Source organism: Streptomyces sp. MI02-7b, assembly GCF_033793585.1.
Taxonomy (GTDB): Bacteria; Actinomycetota; Actinomycetes; order Streptomycetales; family Streptomycetaceae; genus Actinacidiphila.
In genome coordinates, this window is the sequence record NZ_JARAWX010000017.1 from 150,198 (window position 1) to 173,033 (window position 22,836).

The 22,836-nt window shown below is 70.3% G+C and carries 21 protein-coding genes and 1 pseudogene; 1 reads left to right on the forward strand and 21 read right to left on the reverse strand.

Going from position 1 to position 22,836, the window contains the following annotated elements; genetic code table 11:
• Positions 1-97: 97 nt before the first annotated feature.
• A pseudogene (locus PV364_RS26575) lies at positions 98-290 on the reverse strand (IS1380 family transposase); the annotation flags it as partial.
• Between the two features lie 25 nt (positions 291-315).
• Here PV364_RS26575 and PV364_RS26580 point away from each other — a divergent pair.
• On the forward strand, positions 316-705 hold the full coding sequence (locus PV364_RS26580) for a hypothetical protein (RefSeq protein ID WP_319662840.1): 390 nt from the start codon (positions 316-318) through the stop codon (positions 703-705).
• A 234-nt stretch (positions 706-939) separates the two neighbouring features.
• Here the strand turns inward: PV364_RS26580 and PV364_RS26585 are convergent, their stop codons facing one another.
• The 20 genes from PV364_RS26585 to PV364_RS26680 all read right to left on the reverse strand — a co-directional run bounded on the left by PV364_RS26585 (position 940) and on the right by PV364_RS26680 (position 22,777).
• Positions 940-1,095 (reverse strand): hypothetical protein, encoded by a 156-nt coding sequence (locus tag PV364_RS26585; protein ID WP_319662841.1) that lies wholly within the window; start codon positions 1,093-1,095, stop codon positions 940-942.
• Positions 1,096-1,098: 3 nt separating this feature from the next.
• The gene (locus PV364_RS26590; protein ID WP_319662842.1) at positions 1,099-2,052 is read right to left on the reverse strand and encodes a replication-relaxation family protein; all 954 of its coding nucleotides are present in this window, start codon (positions 2,050-2,052) and stop codon (positions 1,099-1,101) included.
• Complete coding sequence (locus tag PV364_RS26595; RefSeq protein ID WP_319662843.1) at positions 2,049-4,685, reverse strand: ATP/GTP-binding protein; 2,637 nt, start codon at positions 4,683-4,685, stop codon at positions 2,049-2,051. Before PV364_RS26595 ends, PV364_RS26590 begins: the two co-directional genes overlap by 4 nt.
• Entirely contained in the window at positions 4,667-5,071 is a 405-nt protein-coding gene (locus PV364_RS26600) for a hypothetical protein (protein ID WP_319662844.1), read from the reverse strand. Before PV364_RS26600 ends, PV364_RS26595 begins: the two co-directional genes overlap by 19 nt.
• A gap of 245 nt (positions 5,072-5,316) precedes the next feature.
• Positions 5,317-6,450, reverse strand: a complete 1,134-nt coding sequence (locus PV364_RS26605; RefSeq protein WP_319662845.1) for an NlpC/P60 family protein — start codon at positions 6,448-6,450, stop codon at positions 5,317-5,319.
• Positions 6,447-8,885, reverse strand: coding sequence for a hypothetical protein (locus tag PV364_RS26610; protein WP_319662846.1), 2,439 nt, complete (start codon positions 8,883-8,885; stop codon positions 6,447-6,449). Before PV364_RS26610 ends, PV364_RS26605 begins: the two co-directional genes overlap by 4 nt.
• 361 nt (positions 8,886-9,246) lie before the next feature.
• Positions 9,247-11,886, reverse strand: a complete 2,640-nt coding sequence (locus tag PV364_RS26615; protein ID WP_319662847.1) for an ATP-binding protein — start codon at positions 11,884-11,886, stop codon at positions 9,247-9,249.
• Positions 11,883-12,401, reverse strand: coding sequence for a hypothetical protein (locus PV364_RS26620; protein WP_319662849.1), 519 nt, complete (start codon positions 12,399-12,401; stop codon positions 11,883-11,885). The genes PV364_RS26615 and PV364_RS26620 overlap by 4 nt, the downstream gene beginning before the upstream one ends.
• 5 nt (positions 12,402-12,406) lie before the next feature.
• Entirely contained in the window at positions 12,407-12,748 is a 342-nt protein-coding gene (locus tag PV364_RS26625; protein WP_319662850.1) for a hypothetical protein, read from the reverse strand.
• Positions 12,745-13,692, reverse strand: a complete 948-nt coding sequence (locus PV364_RS26630; RefSeq protein WP_319662851.1) for a conjugal transfer protein — start codon at positions 13,690-13,692, stop codon at positions 12,745-12,747. The genes PV364_RS26625 and PV364_RS26630 overlap by 4 nt, the downstream gene beginning before the upstream one ends.
• An 801-nt stretch (positions 13,693-14,493) precedes the next feature.
• Entirely contained in the window at positions 14,494-15,195 is a 702-nt protein-coding gene (locus PV364_RS26635) for a hypothetical protein (protein ID WP_319662852.1), read from the reverse strand.
• Between the two features lie 275 nt (positions 15,196-15,470).
• Positions 15,471-16,142, reverse strand: coding sequence for a hypothetical protein (locus PV364_RS26640; RefSeq protein ID WP_319662853.1), 672 nt, complete (start codon positions 16,140-16,142; stop codon positions 15,471-15,473).
• Positions 16,143-16,390: 248 nt separating this feature from the next.
• On the reverse strand, positions 16,391-17,266 hold the full coding sequence (locus PV364_RS26645; RefSeq protein ID WP_319662854.1) for a hypothetical protein: 876 nt from the start codon (positions 17,264-17,266) through the stop codon (positions 16,391-16,393).
• Positions 17,263-18,135 carry a hypothetical protein gene (locus PV364_RS26650; RefSeq protein WP_319662855.1) on the reverse strand — a complete coding sequence of 291 codons (873 nt, stop codon included), beginning with the start codon at positions 18,133-18,135 and terminating at the stop codon, positions 17,263-17,265. Before PV364_RS26650 ends, PV364_RS26645 begins: the two co-directional genes overlap by 4 nt.
• 86 nt (positions 18,136-18,221) lie before the next feature.
• Positions 18,222-18,809, reverse strand: a complete 588-nt coding sequence (locus tag PV364_RS26655; protein ID WP_319662856.1) for a hypothetical protein — start codon at positions 18,807-18,809, stop codon at positions 18,222-18,224.
• Between the two features lie 107 nt (positions 18,810-18,916).
• Complete coding sequence (locus PV364_RS26660; protein WP_319662857.1) at positions 18,917-19,555, reverse strand: hypothetical protein; 639 nt, start codon at positions 19,553-19,555, stop codon at positions 18,917-18,919.
• A 111-nt stretch (positions 19,556-19,666) separates the two neighbouring features.
• On the reverse strand, positions 19,667-20,785 hold the full coding sequence (locus tag PV364_RS26665) for a phosphoadenosine phosphosulfate reductase (protein WP_319662858.1): 1,119 nt from the start codon (positions 20,783-20,785) through the stop codon (positions 19,667-19,669).
• A gap of 71 nt (positions 20,786-20,856) precedes the next feature.
• The gene (locus tag PV364_RS26670; RefSeq protein ID WP_319662859.1) at positions 20,857-21,618 is read right to left on the reverse strand and encodes a hypothetical protein; all 762 of its coding nucleotides are present in this window, start codon (positions 21,616-21,618) and stop codon (positions 20,857-20,859) included.
• 104 nt (positions 21,619-21,722) lie between these two features.
• Positions 21,723-22,124 carry a hypothetical protein gene (locus PV364_RS26675; protein ID WP_319662860.1) on the reverse strand — a complete coding sequence of 134 codons (402 nt, stop codon included), beginning with the start codon at positions 22,122-22,124 and terminating at the stop codon, positions 21,723-21,725.
• Between the two features lie 137 nt (positions 22,125-22,261).
• Positions 22,262-22,777, reverse strand: coding sequence for a hypothetical protein (locus tag PV364_RS26680; protein WP_319662861.1), 516 nt, complete (start codon positions 22,775-22,777; stop codon positions 22,262-22,264).
• Positions 22,778-22,836: the final 59 nt, after the last annotated feature.

The window sequence follows — 22,836 nt, forward strand, 5'->3', positions numbered from 1 at the left end:
TACCGAAAAGTCGGGTCGGCTTTTCGGTAGTTTGTTTTGGTGAGGGGTTCCGCGGTGAATGAAGATGTAAGGACTACGGGCGTAGTCCACGCACCTTGTCGACGAGCCGGGAGACCGTCGGGTCTGAAGTGACCGGCCCCGAACACGCCGGGCTCGGCCCGCAGCATGGCGACATCGGCGAGACAGTCACCGCCGAGTGCGACCGCGAGCGCCACACTCAGCAGGACCTTGCCCGGATCGTGTACCGAGCGGGACTTCCGCCAAGGTGCCAGTGCCGTCGATATCGCCTGCCAACGCATTGCCTGAGGAGTGAGGTTGAACGAAAAGATTGCCGCGCTACAGTTTCCTGCCGCCAATGGCGTGGTCTTCGTCGAGGATGCAGAGAGACCCCTGAGCGTGGAACTCGGTCCATCGGGGGAACCTGTGGATCCAGACCCCACTAGGTCTGTGACTATCGGGGTTGTCCATGCGATGGATGGCCTCGTATCGATCGAGATTCAGGCGGGTGAGGAAAAGCCAGAGGGGCTGTCGGAATTCTTTGATGGAACTTTGACAGTCAAACACGGTCGACTTAGGGTCCGGGACGTCTCCGGGGATAATCTAGTGACAATTGGATTGTCGCCAGGAGTTTCGCGCGTGCGCGTCTATTCGGAAGCTGCGGAGATTCCAGAATCCCTGGTTGTGCTCGTCCCCCCGATCGAATAGTTACGTGGTAACGACTATCGCCCATAGTAGTCACGTTGCACCTTTCGAGCTGGCATGCGTCTCCGAAGGCCAATCTGAGAAAAACCTCGGCAATGTCAAACAGGCTCGGGGCCAGGGCATACGTCCTGGTCCCGAGCCTGCCCGCGTCCGAGTCTTGATCTTCAACTTCAGGATGTAGCCGCACGCCACGAGATTCCGCATCGCCTTGGTCAGCGCTTCCCGGCCCGGCCGGCGTTAACGCGCCAGGGCCGCGACGGTGAAGTCCGCGCCGTCCGGAGCCCGCAGCGCCATTGCGAGAAGGCCGACTTCCAGGACACTGAGCCGGACGTCGTCGACGGCTCGGTTGTCCAGGGCGACGAAGCGGGGTGGGCGGCTGCGCAGCTTCTTCATCGATCAGAGTTCCATCCACGAACGCCGGTCGGCAGGGCCTGACAGCGGTGTCCACACGGGCCCCGACGCCCCGTGCTGTTCGAGGTCCTCCAGCAGTGCGGCCCCCAACGAGACCTGGGAGGCGAGCTGTGTCACCAGGGCGTGGACGTCGACCATCGCGCGCAGGTCGTTGATCCGTCGTTGCAGGGCCTCGGGGCCGGCGCCGGTGAGGACGAACAGGACACGTGGGAACCGTGGGTAGAACCGCTGCCAGGCGAGCATGGCCTCCTGGTCGGCGACGGTGCCCCGCCGGCCGGGAGGCTGCGGGGTGTAGTCGTGGAAACGGGCGTAGGAGATCAGCTTCCGCGACAGTCGCTCGCTGCTCATGGTGGCCCGGTCGACCTCCACGAACGCCCGGTACTGCAGACGCCTCGGCGCAGAGGCGGTGTAATGCAGCACGGCGTCGGCGATCAACTTCTCCTCGCCGCCAGTGTCCGGCAGCCGGTGCGCGACCTCCGGAACCCAGTCCAGCGGCCCGTACTCGTCGCCGCGAGCCCGTGCATCAGCGAGGAAAGCCAGGTGCGTCCGCAGAACGGTGAGGGTGTGCGGTGCCCGTAGGGAGGCTTCGGTCCCCCCGGTCAACGGCTGCACCAGCCTGCCCCGCAGTTCCGGCCAGCCGGAAGCCATCCGGCTTCCACGATGGGTGAGATACCAGATACGCGTCATGCGGCTGCGGGGCAGAACCGTGAACGAGATGAGCTTGTCCTCCCGCAATGCGTTCAGGACCAGGGACGCGGCCTGCCGGGTCACGTCGGGCATCACGAGTTGGTGCAGCTGCGTGGTGGTGGCCAGGCGGTGCTGGGCCAGCAGAGCCAGAGTCCGGTGGGCCTGGGACTCCTCCGCGCTTGGCTGAATGTCCACCTCCGCTTCTTCCGGGAGCGGCTGGGCGGCGTAAATCTGGTCGGGGTCGGTGTTCATGCGAACTGTCCCTTTCGGGTCGTGCCGGTAGAGGGCTCAGAGGAGGAGGACGACTCGGTGTCCGTTGTCGGCCCGGGGTCCTTGCCGGGAACACCGAGGAATTTGCGGACGGCGATTTCGTGGGTCGATGCGACGGCGATGAGTTCGGCCAGTGGCTTGGCCGCGGTATTGGTGTCGGCGGCGTTCTGCAGGTCAGTGGTCTTGTTGTCACGGGCCAGGTCGCCGAAGACTTCGCTGAGTTCGGGTCCGCGGATCCGTAGCGGGCCGACGCGTGCGCCGCCGACGGTGAAGGAAGCCCAGTGCTGGTAGCGGCCGAGCTCGGCGGCGTCGGCCGGGCTGACCTGGTCGCGCCACTCGTCGGTGATGTAGCGGACGGCTTCCATCGATCCGGCGGTGGTCGATAGCGAGGATGCGTTCTGCAGGAGGGCTGTGCGCACGTCGGGGCTGATGCGGTGGAGGAGTTGGGTCATGCCGTGCATCCGGATCCCGAACTTGCGAAGTTGCTCGGTGATCTCCGCCAGGGAGGTGGAGGCGGAGCCGTCCAGGGAGATCAGCTCGTCCAAATACAGCCGGAACGGGGTGCGCTTCTTCTCTGGCAGGTCACGGCGGGACAGGCCGGCCCGGAGCATGTCGCGGACGATCATGGAGGTCAGGAGCCGGTCGGTGGGACCTGTGCCGGCAGGGCAGATCCACACGACTTTGGATTGGTCCATGGCGTGCCGCATGTCGCAGCTGCCGGTGGGGGAGCCGAGGAAGGCCTTGATGACGGGGGAGGCAGCAAGGCGGTCGATGGGGTTCAGGACGGTGGGCAGGGCATCAGCAGGGATCGCCGGGAACGAGGTGGCCCACCACCGCTGCGCGTCGCCGTCGAGCCGGTCGATCGCGCGGGCCCGGAAGGCGGCATCTGTCAGCAGCGTGCGGATCTGGAACACGGTGGTCTGGCAGGCCGACTTGCTTTCGGAGACGGCCTTGGCGTTGATCATGACCAGTGCTTCGACAGCCTTGGTCAAGATGGTGATGGCGCGAGGTGCGTTGGCGTCGCCCCACCCGAGGCTGGTGGCGAAGGCGTCAACGACGGCTGCCGTCACTTCGTGCGCAGCAGCGCCACTGGTCATGCTGAGGGGATTCCAGGACGCCAGCCGGTCGGTGGTGTCGCGGACGGTCAGGTCGAACAGCCACGCCCGTTCCATGATCTCGTCGTGGGCGAGGTAGGGGGCGACGGTGGCCCAGGAGTCCCGGTGTGGGTCGACGAACGCCAGCCCGCCCCCGTTGTGGGCAACGGCGACGGCCTGGACCAGGGCCCGGGTGGTCTTGCCCCAGCCGGCCTTGCCGACCTGCACCTCGAACAGCGTGTCCGACTCCCGGGTGGCCAGAAGCCGAGCGGTGCCGTCCGGGCCCCGGTGCCAGCCCTGCGGCAGCAGCGACGACTTCCGCTGGTAGGTGGGGATGTCGTTGGCCATCAGGGGCAGCCGGGCATGGATCGTCGGAGGCTTGAGGAGACCGGACAACTCCTGAATGCGCGCCCACGAGTCCCGGCCCGGCCGTATCAGGCCGCTGGCCCAGCGGCGGTCGAAACGAGGCCGCCACGGCCACGCGTCCGGACCGATCCGCAGCGGCCCCCACGACCAGCCCACCGACGACAACCTGGTCCGCGCGGCGAAAACATCCAGCGCGGCCTCGATGTGCCGCAGCCGCCGCTCGGCACGCCCCGTATGGTCCGAGGAACACCTCACCAGCAATTGCACCCGGACCAGGCCGGTGTCCTCCATCAGCTTGCCCAGCGCCTTCTCCCGGTCGATCCGCGGAGGCTGCGGCATTCGCATCAGCCGCCGATTACCGCGCTGCTCCGGCGGCGTCAGCAACTGCGTCAGCTGCCAGCCCCACGAGTCCTCCAAAGCAGCGGAGTCCTGTGCCATCCAACGCGCCTCGCGCTGGGCTTCCTGGCGTGCGCGCTGCCTGGAGGCGTGGACCACATGCCACCGACGGCTCTTGATCCCCCACTTGGAGGCGGGGGACAGGTCCAGGCACACCTCGGCGATGTCCCCGAGGTCGGACCGCAGGTCGGCCACGGCGTCGATCAGTGGCTGCAGTGGGTCCGGCTGGAGCGGGACCTCCCGCAGCTGCGAGCTGGCCGTGCCGTGCAGAGCGAATACCGCCCGTACGGTGTGCTTACTCTTCTTATGGGTCACCGGCCGCGCCGGCTCGGTCTGCACCCGGGCGTACGGGGTTTGCTGCAGCAGGTGCTGGGCGGAGGCCGGGCCCTCCACGCGGTAGGTGAGGGGTTTGCTGCCGTCGGCCCGCAGCCGGATCCGTACGGTGCGGGCCTCACGGGGCGCCCACCATTTGCCGGCAGAAGCAGCCCGGATCAGCTGGGCGCCGAACCGCAGGATCTCCTCCTCGTTCGTCTCGAACTGCCCCGAGGGCACCAGCTCGACGAACATCCGCTGCTTGAGCGCGGCTTTGGCCAAGTGATTCCGGCCCGCCTCCCACCCGGCCCACGCCAGGGCGGCGATCAGCGCGAGCCACCAGGCGTTGCCCATCAGCCACACCCCGGTGTGCCAGCCCCAGACGATCAGGCCGAAGGCGACGCTCCACCAAGGGCTGGAGGCGAGATCTACTGTGCTGGGGTCCATGACGTTCCCTTTCTGACGAGGCGGACGGTGGCGGTGCGCTGTTCGAGGAAGGTTCCGGCCGGGTCGGCGCCGGCCCACACCAGCCGCACCACGACGCCCTGGGGTCGGTTCGGGTCGCGGCTGGCGACGGCGGCCTGGATGCGGAAGCGGGTGTAGGCGGCGGCCGGTGCGGGGCCGGTGAAGTAGTGCGGCCACCGGCCGCGGCCGGTGCCGGTGGCATCAGCGGTCCACACGGCTCGGCCGATCGCGACCACACGGCGCGCGGTTGCGTCGGTCAGGCCGGAGCGGGCGGCCTGGTCGAGGGCTTGTTGCACCAACTGGTCCGCGCCGGGTCCCGCGTCAGGCGGTGGCAGTGCGTCCACCGTGGTGGTGGGCGTCGCAGTCACCGGCCCACCGGCCGGTACCTGCGGCGGCGACGCGGCCGCGGCGGAGGTGGCCAGACGGATCGGGCTGGGACCAGTGCTTCCGTGACTGCCCACAACGGGAGCAGGGGGCGGTGCGGGGCGCGACGTCGCGGCTGGCGCCGTGCCGTGGGGCAGGGCGGCCGTGACCATCCAGACGCCCGCAGCACCCAGGACCGCGGCGGCGGCGAGCAGCGCGGATCCCGAAATCCGGGAAAGTGAGGAAGCGTTCACAGGATTCTGGCTCCTCCGGCGTAGTCGGGAAGGGCGGTGACCGGGTCGATCCGGACCCGGGTCCCTGGTTTTGGCGCGTTGATCATCTGGCCGTTCCCGAGGTAGATCCCGACGTGATGAATGCCGGCAGTGCTGGTGGGGTCGGGGCCGTAGAAGACCAGATCGCCCGGTCGCAGGGCGGCATATCCGGAGGAGGCGGGGATGCGGCGCCCGACAGCCGCCTGGGGTTCGGTGGTCCGCGGCAGGCGAACACCGACCTGCGCGTACGCGTACAACGCCAGCCCGGAGCAGTCGAAGCCGACGATGGTGCGGCCGTCCTGGTGCTGGCCAGGGGAGCAGCAGATCCCGGGGGAGGGGCCGCTGGCGTTGCCGCCGCCCCAGGAGTAGGGGACGCCCAGCTGGCCCAGGGCGGCGGCGACCACGGTCCGGGCGTCCCCGGTCGACCCGACCCCGGGGCCGGTGCCGGCCGTGGTACCGGTGGCGTCGTAGCGGTGGATCGCGTTCAGGACGTCGGTGACGTAGGCGGTGGAGTGGTTGTAGGAGAACACCGCGGCCCGCAACTGGTCCTGGTCGGCGAGGTCGCGCCCCTTCCCGCACAGAAAGCTCGCGGCAGCGAGCGAGGCATCGTCGGCGTTGTGCGGGTCGATACGGCCGTCGCCGTTCGCGTCCCGGCCGTACGTGGCGAAGGTCGCGGGAAGGAACTGGAACGGGCCGACCGCCCGGTCGAATGCGGCGTCGCCGTCCCAGCGGCCGTGGTCGGTGTCGCGGATCGCGGTGGTGTTGCCGCCCGCACCGGAGCCGTCCAGGCGAGGCCCGAGGATCCGGGGAGTGATGTCTCCGCCCGGGCTGATGGCGTGCCCGGCGGCGTTGTCCGACTCGATGGCGGCGACCCCGGCCAGGACCTGCCAGCGCATCCCCCGGCACGTGGGCGACACCGTGCTGACCGCTTGAGCCTGGTGGGTGATGGCGGTGAGGACCCGGGCCGGGATGCCCGTGACCGCGGCGATGCCACCGGTCACTGCCGTCTGACTGATACCGGCAGCCAGGATCGCACCGACCGGCCCGGCGCAGCACACCGCGGCCGCCACCATCAACGCGATCAGCCAGCAGCCCCGCCGTAGGCCGTTCACGACTCACCGCCGTGGTCGCGGTCCCATTGCCAGTCGGTGCGCTGAGCTTCCATCAGGGCGTCGAACACCCGGCGCCGGTCCGCTCCCGGCCCATGGTCCGGGTGGGACGCGGTCGGCCTCCGGTCCCGTGGATCCGCCACTCGGCCCTCGCTGCCGGCGCCGAGCAGCCAGCCGCCGACCGCGGCGTCGCGGACGAAGGCCCGGGCTTGTGTTGCCGGGTCGTGGACGTCGATGGCGGTGGCCAGGCGCTGTCCGACGTGGGCGGTTCCCCGTTGGACGTCGCGTTTCACGGCCGCCCAGTCGTCGATGCTTTCGCCGACCCGTCCCCGGGTCGCCTGCAGCTGGTGCATCGCGTCGCGTGTGAAGTCGGTGGCGTGCCGGCGGCCCTCTGAAACACTGCGCGGGAGGCCGAGGGTCGCTCCGTGGGCGATGAGCGCGCCGCGGCGGGCGATGCGGTAACCGCGGAAGCGGACCGCCCGGTTGTGGACGCGGGTGCTCAGCAGCGTCCTGTCCTTGTCCGGGTCGTGGAAGAGCTCGCCGGTGTGCCGGTTGACCACCGGGGCTTCGCCCGGCTGGATCATGTTCCCTTCGCCGTCCCGCTCTCCGGGGCCGACCGGGCGCCGCATCCGCTGCAGCGCTTCGTCGTCGGGGCGACGGCCGACCAGGGTGGCGTAGGCGCCGCGCGCCCCGAGCGTGGCCGCGGTGACGGCCATGCCGATCGGGGCCAGCCCGCGGCGCGCCTCGGCAACGAAGTCGGCGGTCATCCGGCTGCCATCCATGGGCGTGCCCGTGGTGTCCGTCAGCGCCAGGGCGTTGGACAGGAACCGTTGGCGCAGCAGCAGGGCACCGTGCGCGCCGGACAGCCCGCCACCGGTCCCAAGGCGTAGCCCGCTCCCGCCGTTGTTGGACATGTGGGCACCGATGGCGGCGCCGAGCTCGGAGCTGTCGCCGGGCAGGTGGGTGCCGCCGACCTTGGAGTACCGCATCCGCATCGCGAGGCGCTGACCGAACTGGGCAGTAGCGGCCTGCAATCGGCGGTGGAAGACCAGCGCAGCGATGGCGAACGCGTCGAGCAGCAGGAGCCGTTCGATCATGGAGTGGCTGTCGGTGGAGGTGAGCAGGGCGTCGATGCCGATGCCGAACATGGGGATGGTCATGGCGGTGGTGAACATGACCATCACCGAGGCCAGGAAGGTGCCGATCCACCGCCACACGGCCATGCGGGAGGGCCCGGGCAGCATGCCCCAGATGAACGTGACCGCACCGGCGGCGGCTGCGGCGACATCGGCGGCCTGGGTGCCCAGCAGGATCAGTGCGAGCGAGGTCGCCATGGCCGTGACGACCACCGCGGCGACGCCCAGCAGCAGCACCCCGCCGATCCGGTCCCAGGACGGGGCACGGGCATAGTCCGCGGCCTGCTTCCCGACGTCACCGGCGTTGTCCAGGTCGTCCAGCAGCGCGGCGAACTGCGGATCCGAGGGGCCCTGGTCCAGCGGGGAGGTCGCGGTGCCGTCGCAGTAGTCCTTCGCCGGCCCCGGGATCGTGTCGCAGGGGCTGGTCTCGTTCTTCTCGGCCTCGCCGGCACCTTTGACCATCGTCAGGTGGGCGGCGTAGGCCGCCTTGTTCTCGGGCTTGCCGTCGTCGAGGAGCCGCCCGTACTGCAGCAACTGGAACGGCTTGACGACCAGGGCGTTCGTCAGCGCGTCCTGCACCGACTTCGCCACGTCATCTCCGCCGCCTACCGTCGGGCTGGCACAACTGGCTGGTGCAGGGCGGTCCGCGCGGTCGCACGCGGGGTTACCTGGCCCGCTGGTGGGGGTGTTGCCGAAGTAGGAGTTGCTGGTGATGGCAGCGAGTTCGACGGCGGCCTGGTGGGTCTGGTCCAGCGGGCCGTCCTTGGCCAGGAGGTAGTCCGGCCGGACGAACGCGGATGCGGCCAGCGCGGCGATGACCAGCGTGAGGAGGATTTCACCGAGGCCCCGGCCGACTTTGCCGCGGGCGACCAGGATCAGCCCGAACACGAACGCCCAGGAAAGCAGCACGCCCTTCAGGCCGATCGCTCCGACCACGTGGGTGGTGTAGGCGTCGGAGACGGCCTGGGCGGGACGGAGCATCGCGGTCAGCAGCGGGAACTGGAACGCGACGCCGATCAGCCAGCACGCCAGTCCCACCAACAGCCTCACCAGGGAGAACAGCCCACCCAGAATCAGGGTCTGGAACTGACTGGTGACGTCGGTGATGTCACCGCCATCAGCCCGCAGCTCGTACCCGCTCAATGGCGCGCCCTCGGAGGTCGTCACGTTCAGCGGCGCCAGGAGCCCACCGCCGGCACTCGCCGCGTGGTCGGCGGCCGCGGCGACGGAGGTGTTCACCGTCAGGAACACCACGACCAGCAGGGCCACGAATCCGGCGGAACGGAGCGTGCCGCGGTCCATGCGCCTCATCGTCCCCTCCCGCCGGCGGTGACGATCAGACCGATAGCGGCCGTGAGCGCGGCTGTGGAGAATCCGACCAGCCACAACCCTTGAGACGGACTCGGCACCCGGCCGGACAACGCAGCGGGATCGGCGGCTCCCTGCCCAGGAGTAGCGCAGTAGGCGCGGGCCGGTCCGACGATCTGGTCGCACGGGCTGCTGTGGGCGGCCACCGCGGTCGTGGATGTCGGCCTCGGCGCCAGACCTGTTGCCGGTGTCGTCACCGACCGGGGCAGCAGCCAGGTGACTGCGCTGCAGAGCACGAGGGCGAGTCCCGTCACGGCGCACAGTGCCAGGCGCAGTTCCCCGCGGGGGCGGGGGCTCATACGAACTCTCCCTTGAACGTGGGCGCACTTCCGGCGCGTGCTGTCTCGCCCGGATGCGCTCCGGGGGTGGTGAAGATGGCACTTTCGATTCGCGGTACGGGCGGGACGTGGACCTTGATCCGGCCGACGCTCATGCGCGGGTCGCGCAGGAGCATCTCGCCCTCCCGTCCGGGCTGTCCGACCGGCGACAGGCCGGTGGTGACAAGCCGGATCAGGTCTTCGGACTCGTGGTCCAGGCCGAGGAACGTCAGACCCTTGGCGGCGCGGGCGTGGTCTCCGGTGCGGGCGAGGAGTTTGTAGGCGAGCAGCCCTGCGTCCGGACCGAGTTCGTCGACGTCGTGGGCGCCGAGGATGACGCCCGCGCCGTGCTTGCGGCCGTCGTGGAGGATCTCGGAGACCAGCGCGGAGCCTTCCGCGCTCGAGGTGAGCCAGTAGCACTCGTCGAGGGCGACGGCACAAAACCGGCTCGGGTCGGTGAACGCGGCCTGTCGGGCCAGCGCGGCAATCAGGTACAGCACCGCCCGGCCGATCAGCGCCTCCAGCGGCTGCTGCCGCAGCACGTCGATGCTGCCGAAGGCCTCTTTCGGGGGGAGAGTGAGGCCTGCGGTGGTGACTACGACCATGTCGGCGCCGAGGTCGCCCTCGAGGGAGACCGGCGGCAGGCTCGGATCGAACACCATCGCGGCGAGGGGGTTTCCCGCGACGATGCCGACCAGGTCGGCCATGGTGGCGGCCGCGTCCCGTCGAGTGCCCGGGACCTGGTCGTCCGCGGCCAGGTCGGTGAGGACGTCCAGGACCTTAGCCATCGACGGCTGCCGGTGGGCAGCGGCCTGCTCGACGGCGTGGTGGAGGACGGCGCCGGCCGCGGTCATCGGACCCACCCCCAACTGCAGGGTGAGATAGCTGAGGGCGTAGTGGGCGCCGGTGCGACCGCCGAACACCCGCAGCGGGTCGATCGACAACTCCGCCTTCGCGGCGTCGATGACCTGGCAGCGGTCCCCAGCGGCGGACCGGCCGAAGCCGGCCCACTCCTTGACCGGAGTCCGGTCGATGACGATTGCACGCCCGCCCCGGTCCACGACGGATGAGGTGAGCAGCTTTTCCACGACGCTCTTGCCGGCACCGAGGTCGCCGACGATGCCCACCGATGCCGACGCGTTGCGCTGCGGTGCATCGGCGATGTTGAGCAGGACCGGCCGGATCGTTCCGCAGTCCAGGTCGACGCCGACCAACAGTCCTGTGGGGTCGCCCACGGACATCGAGGTGAAGGCACCGGTCGCAGCCCAGTCCTGCGACAGCTGGTGCTGGGTGAACTCCCGCACCACGCCCGGCCGGACGGCGCCGGGCAGACCGAGCGCGAAGAGCTGCTCCTGCATGCCGTGCGGCCGGATCGCCCGGTAGTCCGCCCCCGACAGCACCGCCTCCAACGTGCGGGCCCGGGCGTCGCACACCACCGGGTCTTCGCTCCACACGGTCAACACCGTGACCGACTGGACCTCGACCTCGACGCCGCTGCGTGAGAGCCGGGCGTCCTCCTCTGCCAGGTCCCCGGCCGCGTGGGGCAGGGAGTGCGGCATCCCGGTCGGTTGAGCGCCGTACTGCTCGGCCTGGTCCAAGAGTTCACGCTTCTTGCGCTGCACCTGTTGCCGGGCCCTCTCCGCAGGCACGATCTGCAGGTCCACGGTGAAGTCGACGGGGAAGTCCAGGCCCTCCAACTGGGCGAGCACATCGGAGGTGTCGATTGCGCGGGAGGGCGGGAGCTCGGCGAGCGCGAGGTGCGCCTGGTAGCCGGTGCCGGCCGCACACTCGACCTGCAGCCACCGCCGAACCAGCGGGGACGTACCCTCGTCACGCTTCCACCAGGGGCGTCCCCCGTTCCCAGCCTTCCGCCGAGCAGCCTTGTTCGCGCCGTCGCCGCCGTCGTCGGACGTGCTCGGTGAGGGGCGGCCGCCTTCGGCGAGGCGTACCTGTCCGAGGTCGGCGTAGGACGGGGAACGAAGCCGCCCGTCCCGCACCGAACCGCCGTACAGTACGGAGGCCTCGGCGTCGGCGAGTAGCGGCTCGTCCAGGCCGCGGTGCAGGGCGTGCTGGACCATCCACACGATCTCCGCCGGAGACGCGGGCCGCAGCGACAGACCCCCGCCGAGGGCGGCCTGCACCCGGTCGGCCTGTTTGGTGTACTCGGTGACCTCAGCTTCCGGAACCGGCGTCGGAGGCAGACCGGTCACGGTCGCGAGCTCCGACCACATCGCCTGGACCGTGGCCGACAGGTGGTACGAGCCACCCGGCGTCGTCAGCGGGACCGCCAGCCACAAAGTGCGGCGGTGCATCTCCTGCCCGGCCAGCATCTGGAGCGACGCGGCCGCCGTCTCCCGCCACGCCGGCAGGCGCTGCCAGTCCAGGCCGGTCACCATCTGCTCGGCGATCTCCCCGGGATCCACCTGTGCAGCCAGGCCGAACAACCGCGGTGCCCCCGCCAACGAGCGCACCAAGCCCGTCACCCGCCCGAGCAGCTCGTCCCGTACACGAGCGGGCACGTACCGGGCACCCATCGGCCCCACCCGCCAGACGGCCCAGACCGTGCCGGAGGACGACCACACCAGATGCCCGGCGATGTGCCGGAACGGAATCCTCATCGCATGCCTCCGAGCGTCGGGTTGGTGTCGTGGAGCAGCTGGGACAGGCCACTGACCGGACGGACCGGGGCGGGGCGTTCAGAAGCGGCGGCTCGGCGGTCGCGCTTCGCCGGGCGGCGCCGCCGGGACGACGGCGTGGGCGCGGCTTCGATGACAAACGCGCCATGGAAGGTGCGGGGGCGTCGGTCGCGGACGGCGCGGCCGCCGATCCGTCCAGCCCCAGGCGCGGCCATCAGCATCACCCAACCCACGGCGGCCGCCATCGGAGACCGACCCGCGATCTTCGTCCCGCGGGCCGCCCAGATCGCCACCCCCCACGCCACGACAGGCAACGGCCCGAGCCACGACCACCAGGAGAACGTCCTGATCAGCACCAGCGCGCCACCGGCCATGACCATCAGCTGAGCGGGTGTGTAGGGGCCGAACGGCAACGTGAAGTCGCCCAACTTGCCCAGCACCCACGGATGCCGCCGCGCCGAGGTATAGACACGGGCGACCCGGTCCCGCTCCGCCACGGCGCTCACAGCACACCGCCCGCCGTACCCGCTACCCCGGAGGGCAGCGGTGCGGGTAGGTCGGTGATGGTCCGCTCTATGACGCCGGACCCCTTGGACGGGTTGTTGATCTCGTCGGTGAACGCATCGGACAGCACGTCACGAGAGGCATACAGGCCCATGCACAACGCCAGCCCGATCAACGCGCCGACCGCGGCCTTCACGGAGAACTTCCGGGCGGCGGTGACCACCACGATGACAGTGAGCACGATCGGCAGCGACCGCTCCGCCCAACTGCCCACCAGACTGATCAGTGAGTTACCGACGTCGGCGAACTTTCCCGCCATCAGCGGCCCGGTGGTGTTCATCGGCCCTCACCCCCGGTCGCGGTCACACCTGCGCTGGAGGCCGTCGGGACGCGCGTCGTCTCCGGTGGGGCTCCGGCCTCCAGGGCTGTGACCTCCCACCGCCCGTCCCGGGCAGTCAGGGACAGCACGTACGACAGCGGCCACTGGTCTCCGGCCGGATCCGTCGCGGTGACCTGCGCCCGTACCGTCACGCGTCGGCCGTCTCTCGGGACAGCGCCGTCGGCGATGTCGCTGTCCGCGTCGACCTGGTCGACGCCCACCGACCGATATCCGGTGCCGCGCACGGCGGCCAGCGCGGTCCCCGGTGACAGGTACCGGTCGACCTCGCCGACGCCAGTCAGGTAGGCGGCGAAGAACTCCTGCAGCGACCGTGCGACCGGCCCGCTGGACGGCAGCGGACGGGATAGCCCGGACTCTGGCACTGGAGCCGACGCAGGCCCGGCAACTTCCGCTGGCGGCGCCGTCACCGTGAACGCGCCCGCCCCGTCGCTGTGGTTAGACGACAGAACTGGCACGGCGAAATACCGGACCGAACTCAGCCGTGCAGTCGGCGTTGTCGAAGCCCCCTGCGCACCAGAGGAGGCAAACTGAGCTGCGACGACCACGGACCAGGTGTCGCGGCCGAGTTCGACACTGCGCACCGCAACCGTGCGCTGCAGCGCTTGCCCGGCCGGCTTGCCAGACCGCTGCGGCAGAGCAACGGTCGGCGCGAGCGCGCGCACCGCCTGCGCAGTGCCGCTCTGGTCGTCGGTGCTGCCGCTGCGCAGCCACAGATCGGTGAACAGGGCGGCCACGCCGGCCGGATCGGCGATGCGCACCGCAGCCGCGGCGGGGGCCTTCGGCTGCGCAACCGCTGTGCTCGTACGTGGCGTTGCGCAATTCGCCAGCAGCGCCAGCGGACCGGCCGCCAAGGCCGCCCACACCCCGATCCGGGCCAGCGACACCCCCCTGCGGGTTGTGCGCAATGCGTGCAAGGACGGACGTGGAGCGTGCAGGGCTGCGGACGTGGCCGTCGGTGGTGGCGATTGGTTTACGTGTGTGGTCATGCGAGGGCTCCCAGGGTGGAGACGCGGGGGGACGTCCTCCATCAAGCCCGACACCACTCACCGATTCGCTCACCGATTTAGGGGGGCAAAAATCACAGTTCGGCATCAGTCATGTCGGTGAGTAGCCGGTGAGTAGCTGCGAATCCCCGGTGAGCTGCGGCGACATCACTCACCAGCGCAGGTCACAAGGGGCGCCACCACTCACCGTGTTCCTACGGCCCGACAGTTGTGGATCCGGTGGGTGCCTGACCATCTGCCGTCGCCTGCAGGCTGAGGCCTTCCTCGAGCGCTGGACGAGCCTGGAGTAACGCTGTTGAGCCGGCAGCAGGTCTTCCGTGCGGAAGCGCTGGGAGTGTCGAGCCGTTCGGCGGGTCGTCGGTGCGCAGACGCTGCGCACCGACGACGCACGGCACACTTACCGAGTGATTGCGCATGGCCCGGACGCGCAGGTCCCGCTGTGGGCATCGGACGAGGGGACGGCGCTGCGCATGGACCACTGCGCACGGAGCACACCGGGCGCTGCGCAGCTGCGCATCCAGTTCCCTGGGGTGCACAAAGGCGGGAGATTTCGGGGGCGTGTGAAAAGAGCAGTGGCCCGCAGGCAGTCTGCGGACCACTGGATGAGAGATCGGACCGTCGGCACGCGGGCCGGAGCCGATCAACGCTGACCCTGAGGCGTCCTGGTGACGCCGTGCGGGATCAGGACTCGGCGCCGGACTCCAGGCGCTCACGGGCTTCCTTGACGATGCGCTCCCACTTCCAGGCCGGCTCACCGTGGATGACAGCAAGCTTGGCCCCTACGCCGCGCTGATAGCCGTGTTCCCGCAGGTAGGCCACGGCGGTCTCGACGCGCTCCAAGGTCTCGGGCTTGCGCTCGCGCGGCTGCGGCCCGACGGGGCGGCCGGCGGCGCCGGTGCCGTCGCCGGTCCGGCGGCGGTCGAAGTCCTGCAGGTCGCCGCGGCGGAAGGCAGCGATCTGCCGGCGGCCGCTGGGACTGACGACTGTCCCGACGGGCTGGGGGAAGTACCCGGTGTCCATGCTCAGGTACTTGCGGATGACGCCGCCATCGGTGAAGCCGAGGAGCTCGGCGGCCTGGTTGATGGAGAGCACGTCGTCGACGTCGCCCTCGTACAGGGCCGGGTCGCTGGGTAGCACCTTCGCCTTCTTGCGCTCCTGGTGTGCCGCGTAGAACCGCTCGAACTCCTCCTGGTCGTAGAAGTCGACGCGCTCGATCGTGACGGCCTTCTCCGGGTGTCGCGCGTCCTCGGGCTGCTCGGCGCGCTTGGTGTACCAGAGATTGACCGAGGCACGGCTGGCACCGGTTTGCTCGGCCATCCAGTCGCGGTTGACCACGGCGCGGCCGTTGAAGATGCGGGACTCGGGGTTGGGCTGCTTGGCCATGTCGTGGGACCTCCGCAGAGTCTGGTGGGACGGGCTGCTGGCACGGGTCGGGGGCCCGTACACTGGAGGTACTCCTTCCTTTGGTGGGCTGGAGTACCGATGGTCGGTAGGACGTTCGGTCGGGGTTGCCGCCCGCGGCCGACACCTCTTGAGGTGTTCCTGCCGGCCATCATTCTGTCTGCCGCTCCCGCGACCGACACTTACAATGATGCACACTTCCGGAGTGGATGTCAACTTCGGAACTCGAGCCGGCCAACGTGGACCCCCGGCCGCGGTCACCCGCTGCTGCCGTCGCAGTCGACCGTGAAGTCTGGATCTGCGCACCGCACCGCCAGCTGCGATCCGCTCCAGTCGGTGAGCAGCACAGACTGGACCAGGTGGCCGGCCGGGCACAGCACCAGGACGCGGCCGTAACCGGTGTGCCGGATCAGGGGGCGCCCGCTGTGAGGCGTTGCCGCGGGGCGTCCGGAAACCTGGGCAGGCTGGCGGACAGCGAAGGCCACCGCTTCGAATTCCGTGACGAGCCAGGTGACGTCATCCGGCTCGGCGGAATGGATGATCCCACTACCCCACTCGGGGCGCGGCACCGTGAACTTCCCGGTCAGCGTGCGTGCGGCCGCGGCTCGGGAGATGGTCCGCCACCCGAAGGCCTGCAAGACCTCCTCGATGTCGCTGGGGGTGCGGGGTGACCAGGGATCCTCCCGCCGGTAGGGCAGCGAGTGCGTTGCCTCCATCAGGCGCTCGCCATGCGCTGCCGTGGGCCAGCCCTGGGGGAGTCGCCGGATGTGGGAGACGCCAGCGGCACCGGTTGGCCGGTGCAGCCAGACGTGCACGATCAGCGGGGCGTGCGGGACGAGGAACGAGCGTCGGGGGAAGGGGCTGCACGGGCCGGGGTGGCCGGTGTCGAGCTGGCAGTCCGAGGGCGGAAGGGTGCAGCGGTGGGGCATGTCGCCTCCTTGGTAGTGAGGGTCGGCATAGGCGGATGTGTGGTCGTCGGGCTGAGGTGCGGGCGGGGCGCCGCGGCGCATTGCAAGCAGCGCGCCCTGTGCCGCCGGGTCGGCAGGTGGCTGCGGGGGATGGGTGAACGGACTGCAGGGTCCGCGGTGGCTGACACCGCGGCGGCACGTGAAGGGGATCGGCCGCGAGCGGCTGCGGCGGCACTCTCGCTGGGGCATTGGGCGCCTCCTTACTGGGGTCATGCCTGTGTGTCGAGGGGCTCGGTGAGGGCGAGTTGGCGCCAACCGGGGTCAGTGGTGACGATCCGGCTGCGCCACCGGAGGGCGTAGCGCGGGCAGTTCTGGCATTTCGCGGCCCGGTGGGTGCAGCCGGGCAGTCGTTTGCCGTACCGAGCTCCGGTGCTCCACGCGAGTGAGTCCGAGGAAACGAGCAGGTGCCCGTACGCGGCGATGCCGTGGGCTTTGACGCCGTAGCCATGGAGCCTCAGTCCGCGATCGGCGAGGGTGGTCATGATGGCGCCGACTTCGGCGGTGGCCTGCCGCCGGCAGACCGAGCCGACGCCGACGATGGGCTCACCGGCGAGGTCGATGCCGGCACGCGCGTACAGGCGCAGGCAGTGCTCGTAGTCGGCGAGCGTCCACCCTTGGATCACCGGCATAATCGGCAGGTCCGGGGCGATCCGCTTCAGTTCCAGGAAGTTCGCGATGGTCTGCTCCTGGTGGAATCGCACAGCCTCGGTGAGGTCCTGCTCTGGGTCGTCCGGTTCGAGGCCGCGCGCCAGGCGCGTGCCCTCGAACCGGTCGCGGTGCCCGCGCGGCAGGTGGATGTTCTTCCCGAAGATCACCCACGGTTCGCACATCCAGTCCTGGGGGCCAGCCCACACCAGTTGGCCGATGGCGTCGCGATAGCGGCGCACTTCGGCGGCGTACTCGGCCGCGGTGATGCGCCACCGGCCGTGCTCCTTCAACTCGGTAAAGGCACCGCTGTCCAGCGCCCACGGGGCGCGGGCCCGCGGGAAAGTCTTGCGTTTGACCAGCCGGTTGCGGTTGATGCACAGCGACACGTCCAGCTCACCGAGCCAGTGCGGCATGTGGCTGCCCAGGAAGAACCTCACTGGACCGTGAAGGCCTCGGCGTGGGGTTTCGGGTACGGGAGCACGGTGCCGTGGATCCGGGGCCGTTGGGAGCGCGGGCCGATGGCCAGGGCGTAGCGGTGGTTGCCCGAGTGCCGCAGCCGGGTCGCGCCGATGGTGGCCAGGGCCTCGGATATCCACTGCCTGCCGGGCTCGCGGGGAGCTCGTGCGCGGGCGCCGAGTTGGACCAGGCGGCGCTCGACGCCGCCGTGTCCGGGTTCCAGGGCGCGGACCTTGGAGATTGACCGGTCGTACAGGATCGTCCCGTCCGGCAGCATGACGAGTGTGCGGGGCCGGGTCTTGCCCAGGTACGACATGTTGCTGGCCTGGTAGCAGCCACCCCAGTGGCCGGGCAGGTACTGCTCGGTGCCGGTGGGGGTGGTGCGCTGCCGGACGTGCGGGTCGCTGTGTGCCAAGACTCCGCGGATGCCGACGGCGGCCGCCATGTGCAGAGCTTTCGCAACGAAAAAGCTCTCCGAGTTGGCCTCACAGGAGTCGAGCAGGACCAGCCTGGACAGTTCCAGCGCGCTCCTGTAGGGCGTCACGTCCGGGAACACGCCGGAAAGGACCGTGGCGTGCATCGGGACGCCCAGGGCGAGGACGCCGACCAGCGCACCGCCCCGTGGGCTGGCCGCGCGATCGTACAAGCCGTAGGAAAGTCGGATGGCGGGCCACGAACTACTGTAATGATGCTCGGTCACGAACGCGCGGGCCGGAGCGGAGGGCAGGGGGCGGGTCTGGTAGCGGGCGGGGTCGAAGCCGCCTTCGGAGGTGTGCCGCCAGCTGTGTCGGCGCTGCCTCCAACGTTGGGATAGGCCGTCCAGGCTGAGCTGTTCGAACGTGTGGGACATGAGCGGTCCTTCCGGTGCGGTGTGGCCGCGGCGGGGTCGGTGGGCTGGGCCGGCGGTCCGTAGTTGCCGCTACGGGCCGGAGGTCATCAGGCCGGACGGAGTCCGGTCAGGTGAGGGCCGTCGACGGCGCTGGGGGGCTCCGGGTCGTAGACGGCGCGGAGTTCGGCGGGCGTTAGCAGCCAGGGCCCGTGGGCGGGGTAGTGCACGCGGGCGTTGAACCCGGGCAGCCACGACCTGCCGTTGTCGTGGCTGGACATTGTGGGTCCGAGGTAGGTGACCGGCAGGCCACTGGAGTCCCGCACCGTATCGCCGGGTGGGATCTCGGCACCGGTGTGCGCGTGTCGTAGCCGCCGGAGGGGTTCGGCCGGGTCGTGGAGCTCACCCTTCAGCGGATTGCGGGTCACGACGGACGGCTGGGCGGTGAGCTCGGCGAGGTGGCGGTCGTAGGCGCCAAGTGCGCGGCGGCCGGCGGCGGTGAGCGCCAGCCGCTCGCCCCTGTAGACCAGCCATCCGTTGTCGAGCAGGGCAGCGGGGGCCGGCCCGAGGTATGAGGGGATCCGGTCGGAGGTGTCGACGAAGCCGCGCACGGCTTCGAACTCGGTGAGGACGTTCAAGTGGCCGCGGTGAGCTGCGCGGAGATACCGGACGTCCCGGTAGGAGACGTAGGGATGCATGGGTGGTGAGTCCTCCCGCGCGCGGCCGGTGCCGCGCGGTGAGCGGATGCTGGCGGTCCGCCGGTCCGCCGGTCCGGAGCGCGGGCTCCGGACCGGCGTCGGTGACTTCAGGAGCGGCGGATACCGCGGCGGACCGTCGCGGCCTGGGTGAGGGTGTCGTCGGCCTTTGCCGACTTGCGGATCTTGGTGACCCAGGTCCTCACCTCACCGGCGAGAGAGTGCAACCGCGTGGCGTCCTCGTCACCACCCCGCGCGAGGTCGGCCAGGTGCTGTTGCTCGGCGGTGATCTCCAGCAGCGCGTACGAGACGACGCCGAGGTAGCCGCGCCGGCGCTGGACGCGGCCCCAGGTGTTCGGTCCGTCGGCGTCCTGTTCCAGGACCACCAGGGACACCCCCGGCCAGCCGGTGGTGCCCGCGCCCGGGGTGAAGGCGAGATCGATCAGGCAGGTGACGCGGCGGTCGTGCAGGGGGGCGTAGGAGTAGGGGGTGACGGCCGCCGGGACGGCTGCGGTGGCGCGGCCGGTGAGGTATTTGGTGAAGGACTCCACGTCTGCCGGGGTGGAGTCGCGGCGCAGGCTTGCGATGTACCCGGCCACCAGGGACAGCTGCCACGGCGCGCGGGCGAACGGAGTGTTCGGCCCGTCGACGCTGGTGCTGAAGGCGATCAGGCTTGCGCCCCCTCCGTCGGGGCGGTTGATCGTTGCCTGTACGACACACAGCTCGGGGCGGCCGGGGCGCTGGGACATGGAGCGGTTCTCCTTCACGGAATGTGACGTTGGTGGGCTGAAGCCGGATTGCCGTCCGATTCCAACGATTGTAATTATACTCCTCTCGCGGAGTGAGGTCAACTCCGCCTCTCATCCGGACGCCCCCTGACCAGGCGTTACCTCCCACCGGGCGCAGGCTCCGCAGTCGCCGAAGCCCTGGAGATCAAGCTGCCGTGGGGCGGTTGGGTCGACTTCCAGCTTCCGCCGGGGAGGCTGGCCGAGCGCTGTCCTGACTGCGGCGGCCATGAACTCGAACTCGGGCTCGTCGTCGGCCAGGACGATCCCGGGCGCTGGCCCGCCCCGCTGCTTGGTCATCGTGATCAGCTCTGCGATGGAGAGGTCCTGACGGAACCTGTGCCCGCGCACCTGCTCGACCTCCGCGTACAGGCTGGTCAGTCGCGGACGCCGCCGAGCGGAGAGAATCAGGTCTGGACGGCTTCCCATGATGCAGATCGAGCAGCTGCACCGGGTGGACCCGAGCCAGTCCCCTGCGCCAGGCACCGAGTCGTACGACCAGTGATGGGGAACTGTGGATTCGTCGCACCGCTCCCGCACCGCCTTCGTGGTCCAGTCCCGGATCGGCAGCCACTCGTCCACGTGCCGCTGGCCGTTGGTGAGCACGTTGCGGTAGGCCGGTCGCTTGGCACGGTCAGGGCTCTCCTCGGCGCGCAGTCCGAGGACGTTGAGGATGCGCACCGGGCGGCCCAGTTCGGGCCGCAACTGGCGGACGATCGGCGTCCAAGCGGCGAAGATCCGCTTGGTCTTCCAGTCCCCTGTGCAGAACTGGGCATCACCGCGCACCGGCCACATGCCGCGTTCGGCTACGTACGTCAGCAGGTGGTAGGGGACGAGTTCACCGGCGGCGTCCTGGGCGGTGCGCTGGACCTCGATGTGCCGCTCGGTGGGGATGCCGCAGCCGGCACTGTGCAGGGCTGCCAGTTCACCGGTGCTCGGGTACCGGCGACCGCCGAAGTCGACGGACGGCCACTCCAGGGGGCCCAGCGAGGCGTGGAAGGTGAACACGCGGTCGGCCGCGCCAGTGGCGCGCGCTTGGTTGACGGTAGTGGCCATGGCGGCGAACGAGTCCTTGCCGCCGGAGTCGCTGACGGCAATCACGTCGTACTCGGTGAGGTCCGGGTGCGGGGCCCGGGTGACCGTCCCGAGGGGGGTGGGCCGTTGCGCGGCGAACAGGCTGGGCTGTAGCTCCACGATGGGGCTCCTTGGCGGATCGGGACCCGGCCCGGGCGTTGCCGCGCCCGGGCCGGGCAGACGGGGGCAGATCAGGAGGTGGTGTTGTGGTCCTGGGGGCGCCTCGCGGTCGAGGTGACGCGCGTGATGCCGATGGAGCGGCCGAGGGGCCACAGTCCTCGGCAGCCGGAGCACTGGGCGGCGCGGGTGTCGGCCGCGCACACGTGGTAGCGGCCGGGCTCGGCGCTGTGCTCGGCCAGCCACGTCGTGGCGTGCTCGGTCAGCCACCCGGTCCAGGCCTTGCAGTCGTCGGGGTGGGGGCCGTCGGTGACCACGGTGGTGTGCTCGGTGATCTGCTGGTCCTCGTGTGCGGTCGTGCCGCGCCGCCAGACGCTGACCACGACCCGGCGGGGTCCGGTGAGGTAGTCCAGCAGTGCGGCGGTGTCCTCGTTGCTGACCGGCGTTCCGTACTGGAGGATCACGAAGCTGCCGTGTCCGTCCGGCCGCGCCGAGTACAGGCGTCCCGCTCCGGGCGTGGTGAAACTGCCACCTCGTCCGTTGGGCCCGCCCAGATAGAACGAGCCGCCCGGCAGGCCGGTGCGGTCCACGACCGGCGTCGGATCGGGCGCGGTGTCCGGTTCGGCGGCCGCGAGTTCGCGCAGGTCGTCGCGCGGCGGGATCGGGTCGTCGCTGTCGGGGTCGATGCCCATACCGTCGAACCACGCTTCGACTATCTCTACGAGGTCGCCCCCGTTCCAGCCGTCGCTTTCACCGAATTCCTCGCGGATCCGGGTGTGCAATTCGGCGATGCATTCGCCTTCGGGAGTGGTGACATCAATTTTCGGTTGGTGCATGAAATTGCCTTCCGAGGTGGTGCCGGCGCGAGCGCCGGGCGGTGGTGGGTTGGTCCCGGGGACGCGCGTTGCCGCGCCCGCCCCCGGGGAAAGGAGCCGCCGGATCAGGGGATCTCGGCGGCACGGATGATCAGGACGGGTTCGTTGCGGAACGCGTCCAGGCACGTCCCGTCTTCGTCGCGGCCGAGGATCAGGTACAGGACGGCCGCGTCCGTCGCATCGCCGGTCTCGTCCTCGCAGCTCTCGCAACTCCGGTCGCAGTAGGAGCCGTAGGGGCGAGGTTGCGCGGTGACGGGGAACTCGAAGTGGTCGGATTCCCGTACACCGGACTCGCCGTCCGGGAAGTCCGCGATCCACAGGTCGCCTGCCTCGACCTCGTGGGCCAGCACCACGTGGGCTTGGCCGACGGTGAGCCCACCGGGGAGCGGGGTACAGCCGCCGCCTTCGGGCCGGTCGGTGATCAGCAGGAGCGCGGTGACGGATGGATGGTGCCCGGTGCGACGCACGGGGAGCTCCCGGTGGGTGAGGCCGTCGGGCGGGTGTCGGCCTGCCGGCTCGGGCGGGCGGGTGCCCCGGCCGCACCGGTTGGGGGGCCGAGTGCGGCCGGAGCGCGCGCCGCGGATGCGGCCCGCGGTGGGGGCGGTTACGCGGTGGCCGTGTCCAGTGCGGCGCGGCGGGCGGCGTAGGCCGGGCACGGGCTGAGCAGCTGGGCCAGGCCGATCGTGATGCCGACGGGATCCCCGGCCTGCCGGGCCTCGGCCAGGGCCTTGAGCACCTGCTCGGCCCGTTCGGGCGTGGTGGGGTGCGCGATGATGCACGTGCACGTGGTGGGTGCGGGCTGGGCGGTGAGTTCGGTCAGCTTGGCGGCCTGCTCGGCCAGGGGGAGGCAGCCGTCGTGACGGAAGACGGGGCGGCCGCGGCGCAGGTGGCTGTAGAACCGCAGCCCTTCCCAGCCGCAGACCAGGCAGCGCACCTTCCAGTGCGTATCGGCGCCGGGGTAGCCGGTCACCGGCTGCCAGCCTGCGGCGGTGATGACGGCGACAGCTGATGTCGCCGAGGCGATGTTCCGCGGGGTGGGGGCCAGGTGTTCGGCCAGATACACGGTGCGGTCGGTGCCCTGGGGGGCGGCCGGGACGGTCGGCTGTTCGGTGGTGCTCACACGGGTTCTCTTCCTGTGGTGGGTGGGCTGGGGGTTTCCGGCCGGGCGTTGCCGCGCCC

What these genes read in the sequence shown, in the direction of transcription:
- PV364_RS26595 (WP_319662843.1), bottom strand. Translation starts at nt 4,685, where the DNA reads ATGGACCCCAGCACAGTAGATCTCGCCTCCAGCCCTTGGTGGAGCGTC.
- PV364_RS26585 (WP_319662841.1), bottom strand. Translation starts at nt 1,095, where the DNA reads ATGAAGAAGCTGCGCAGCCGCCCACCCCGCTTCGTCGCCCTGGACAAC.
- PV364_RS26660 (WP_319662857.1), bottom strand. Translation starts at nt 19,555, where the DNA reads ATGTCCCAGCGCCCCGGCCGCCCCGAGCTGTGTGTCGTACAGGCAACG.
- PV364_RS26635 (WP_319662852.1), bottom strand. Translation starts at nt 15,195, where the DNA reads ATGGCCAAGCAGCCCAACCCCGAGTCCCGCATCTTCAACGGCCGCGCC.
- PV364_RS26670 (WP_319662859.1), bottom strand. Translation starts at nt 21,618, where the DNA reads ATGCACCAACCGAAAATTGATGTCACCACTCCCGAAGGCGAATGCATC.
- PV364_RS26655 (WP_319662856.1), bottom strand. Translation starts at nt 18,809, where the DNA reads ATGCATCCCTACGTCTCCTACCGGGACGTCCGGTATCTCCGCGCAGCT.
- PV364_RS26625 (WP_319662850.1), bottom strand. Translation starts at nt 12,748, where the DNA reads ATGAACACCACCGGGCCGCTGATGGCGGGAAAGTTCGCCGACGTCGGT.
- PV364_RS26615 (WP_319662847.1), bottom strand. Translation starts at nt 11,886, where the DNA reads ATGAGGATTCCGTTCCGGCACATCGCCGGGCATCTGGTGTGGTCGTCC.
- PV364_RS26650 (WP_319662855.1), bottom strand. Translation starts at nt 18,135, where the DNA reads ATGTCCCACACGTTCGAACAGCTCAGCCTGGACGGCCTATCCCAACGT.
- PV364_RS26590 (WP_319662842.1), bottom strand. Translation starts at nt 2,052, where the DNA reads ATGAACACCGACCCCGACCAGATTTACGCCGCCCAGCCGCTCCCGGAA.
- PV364_RS26640 (WP_319662853.1), bottom strand. Translation starts at nt 16,142, where the DNA reads ATGCCCCACCGCTGCACCCTTCCGCCCTCGGACTGCCAGCTCGACACC.
- PV364_RS26610 (WP_319662846.1), bottom strand. Translation starts at nt 8,885, where the DNA reads ATGGACCGCGGCACGCTCCGTTCCGCCGGATTCGTGGCCCTGCTGGTC.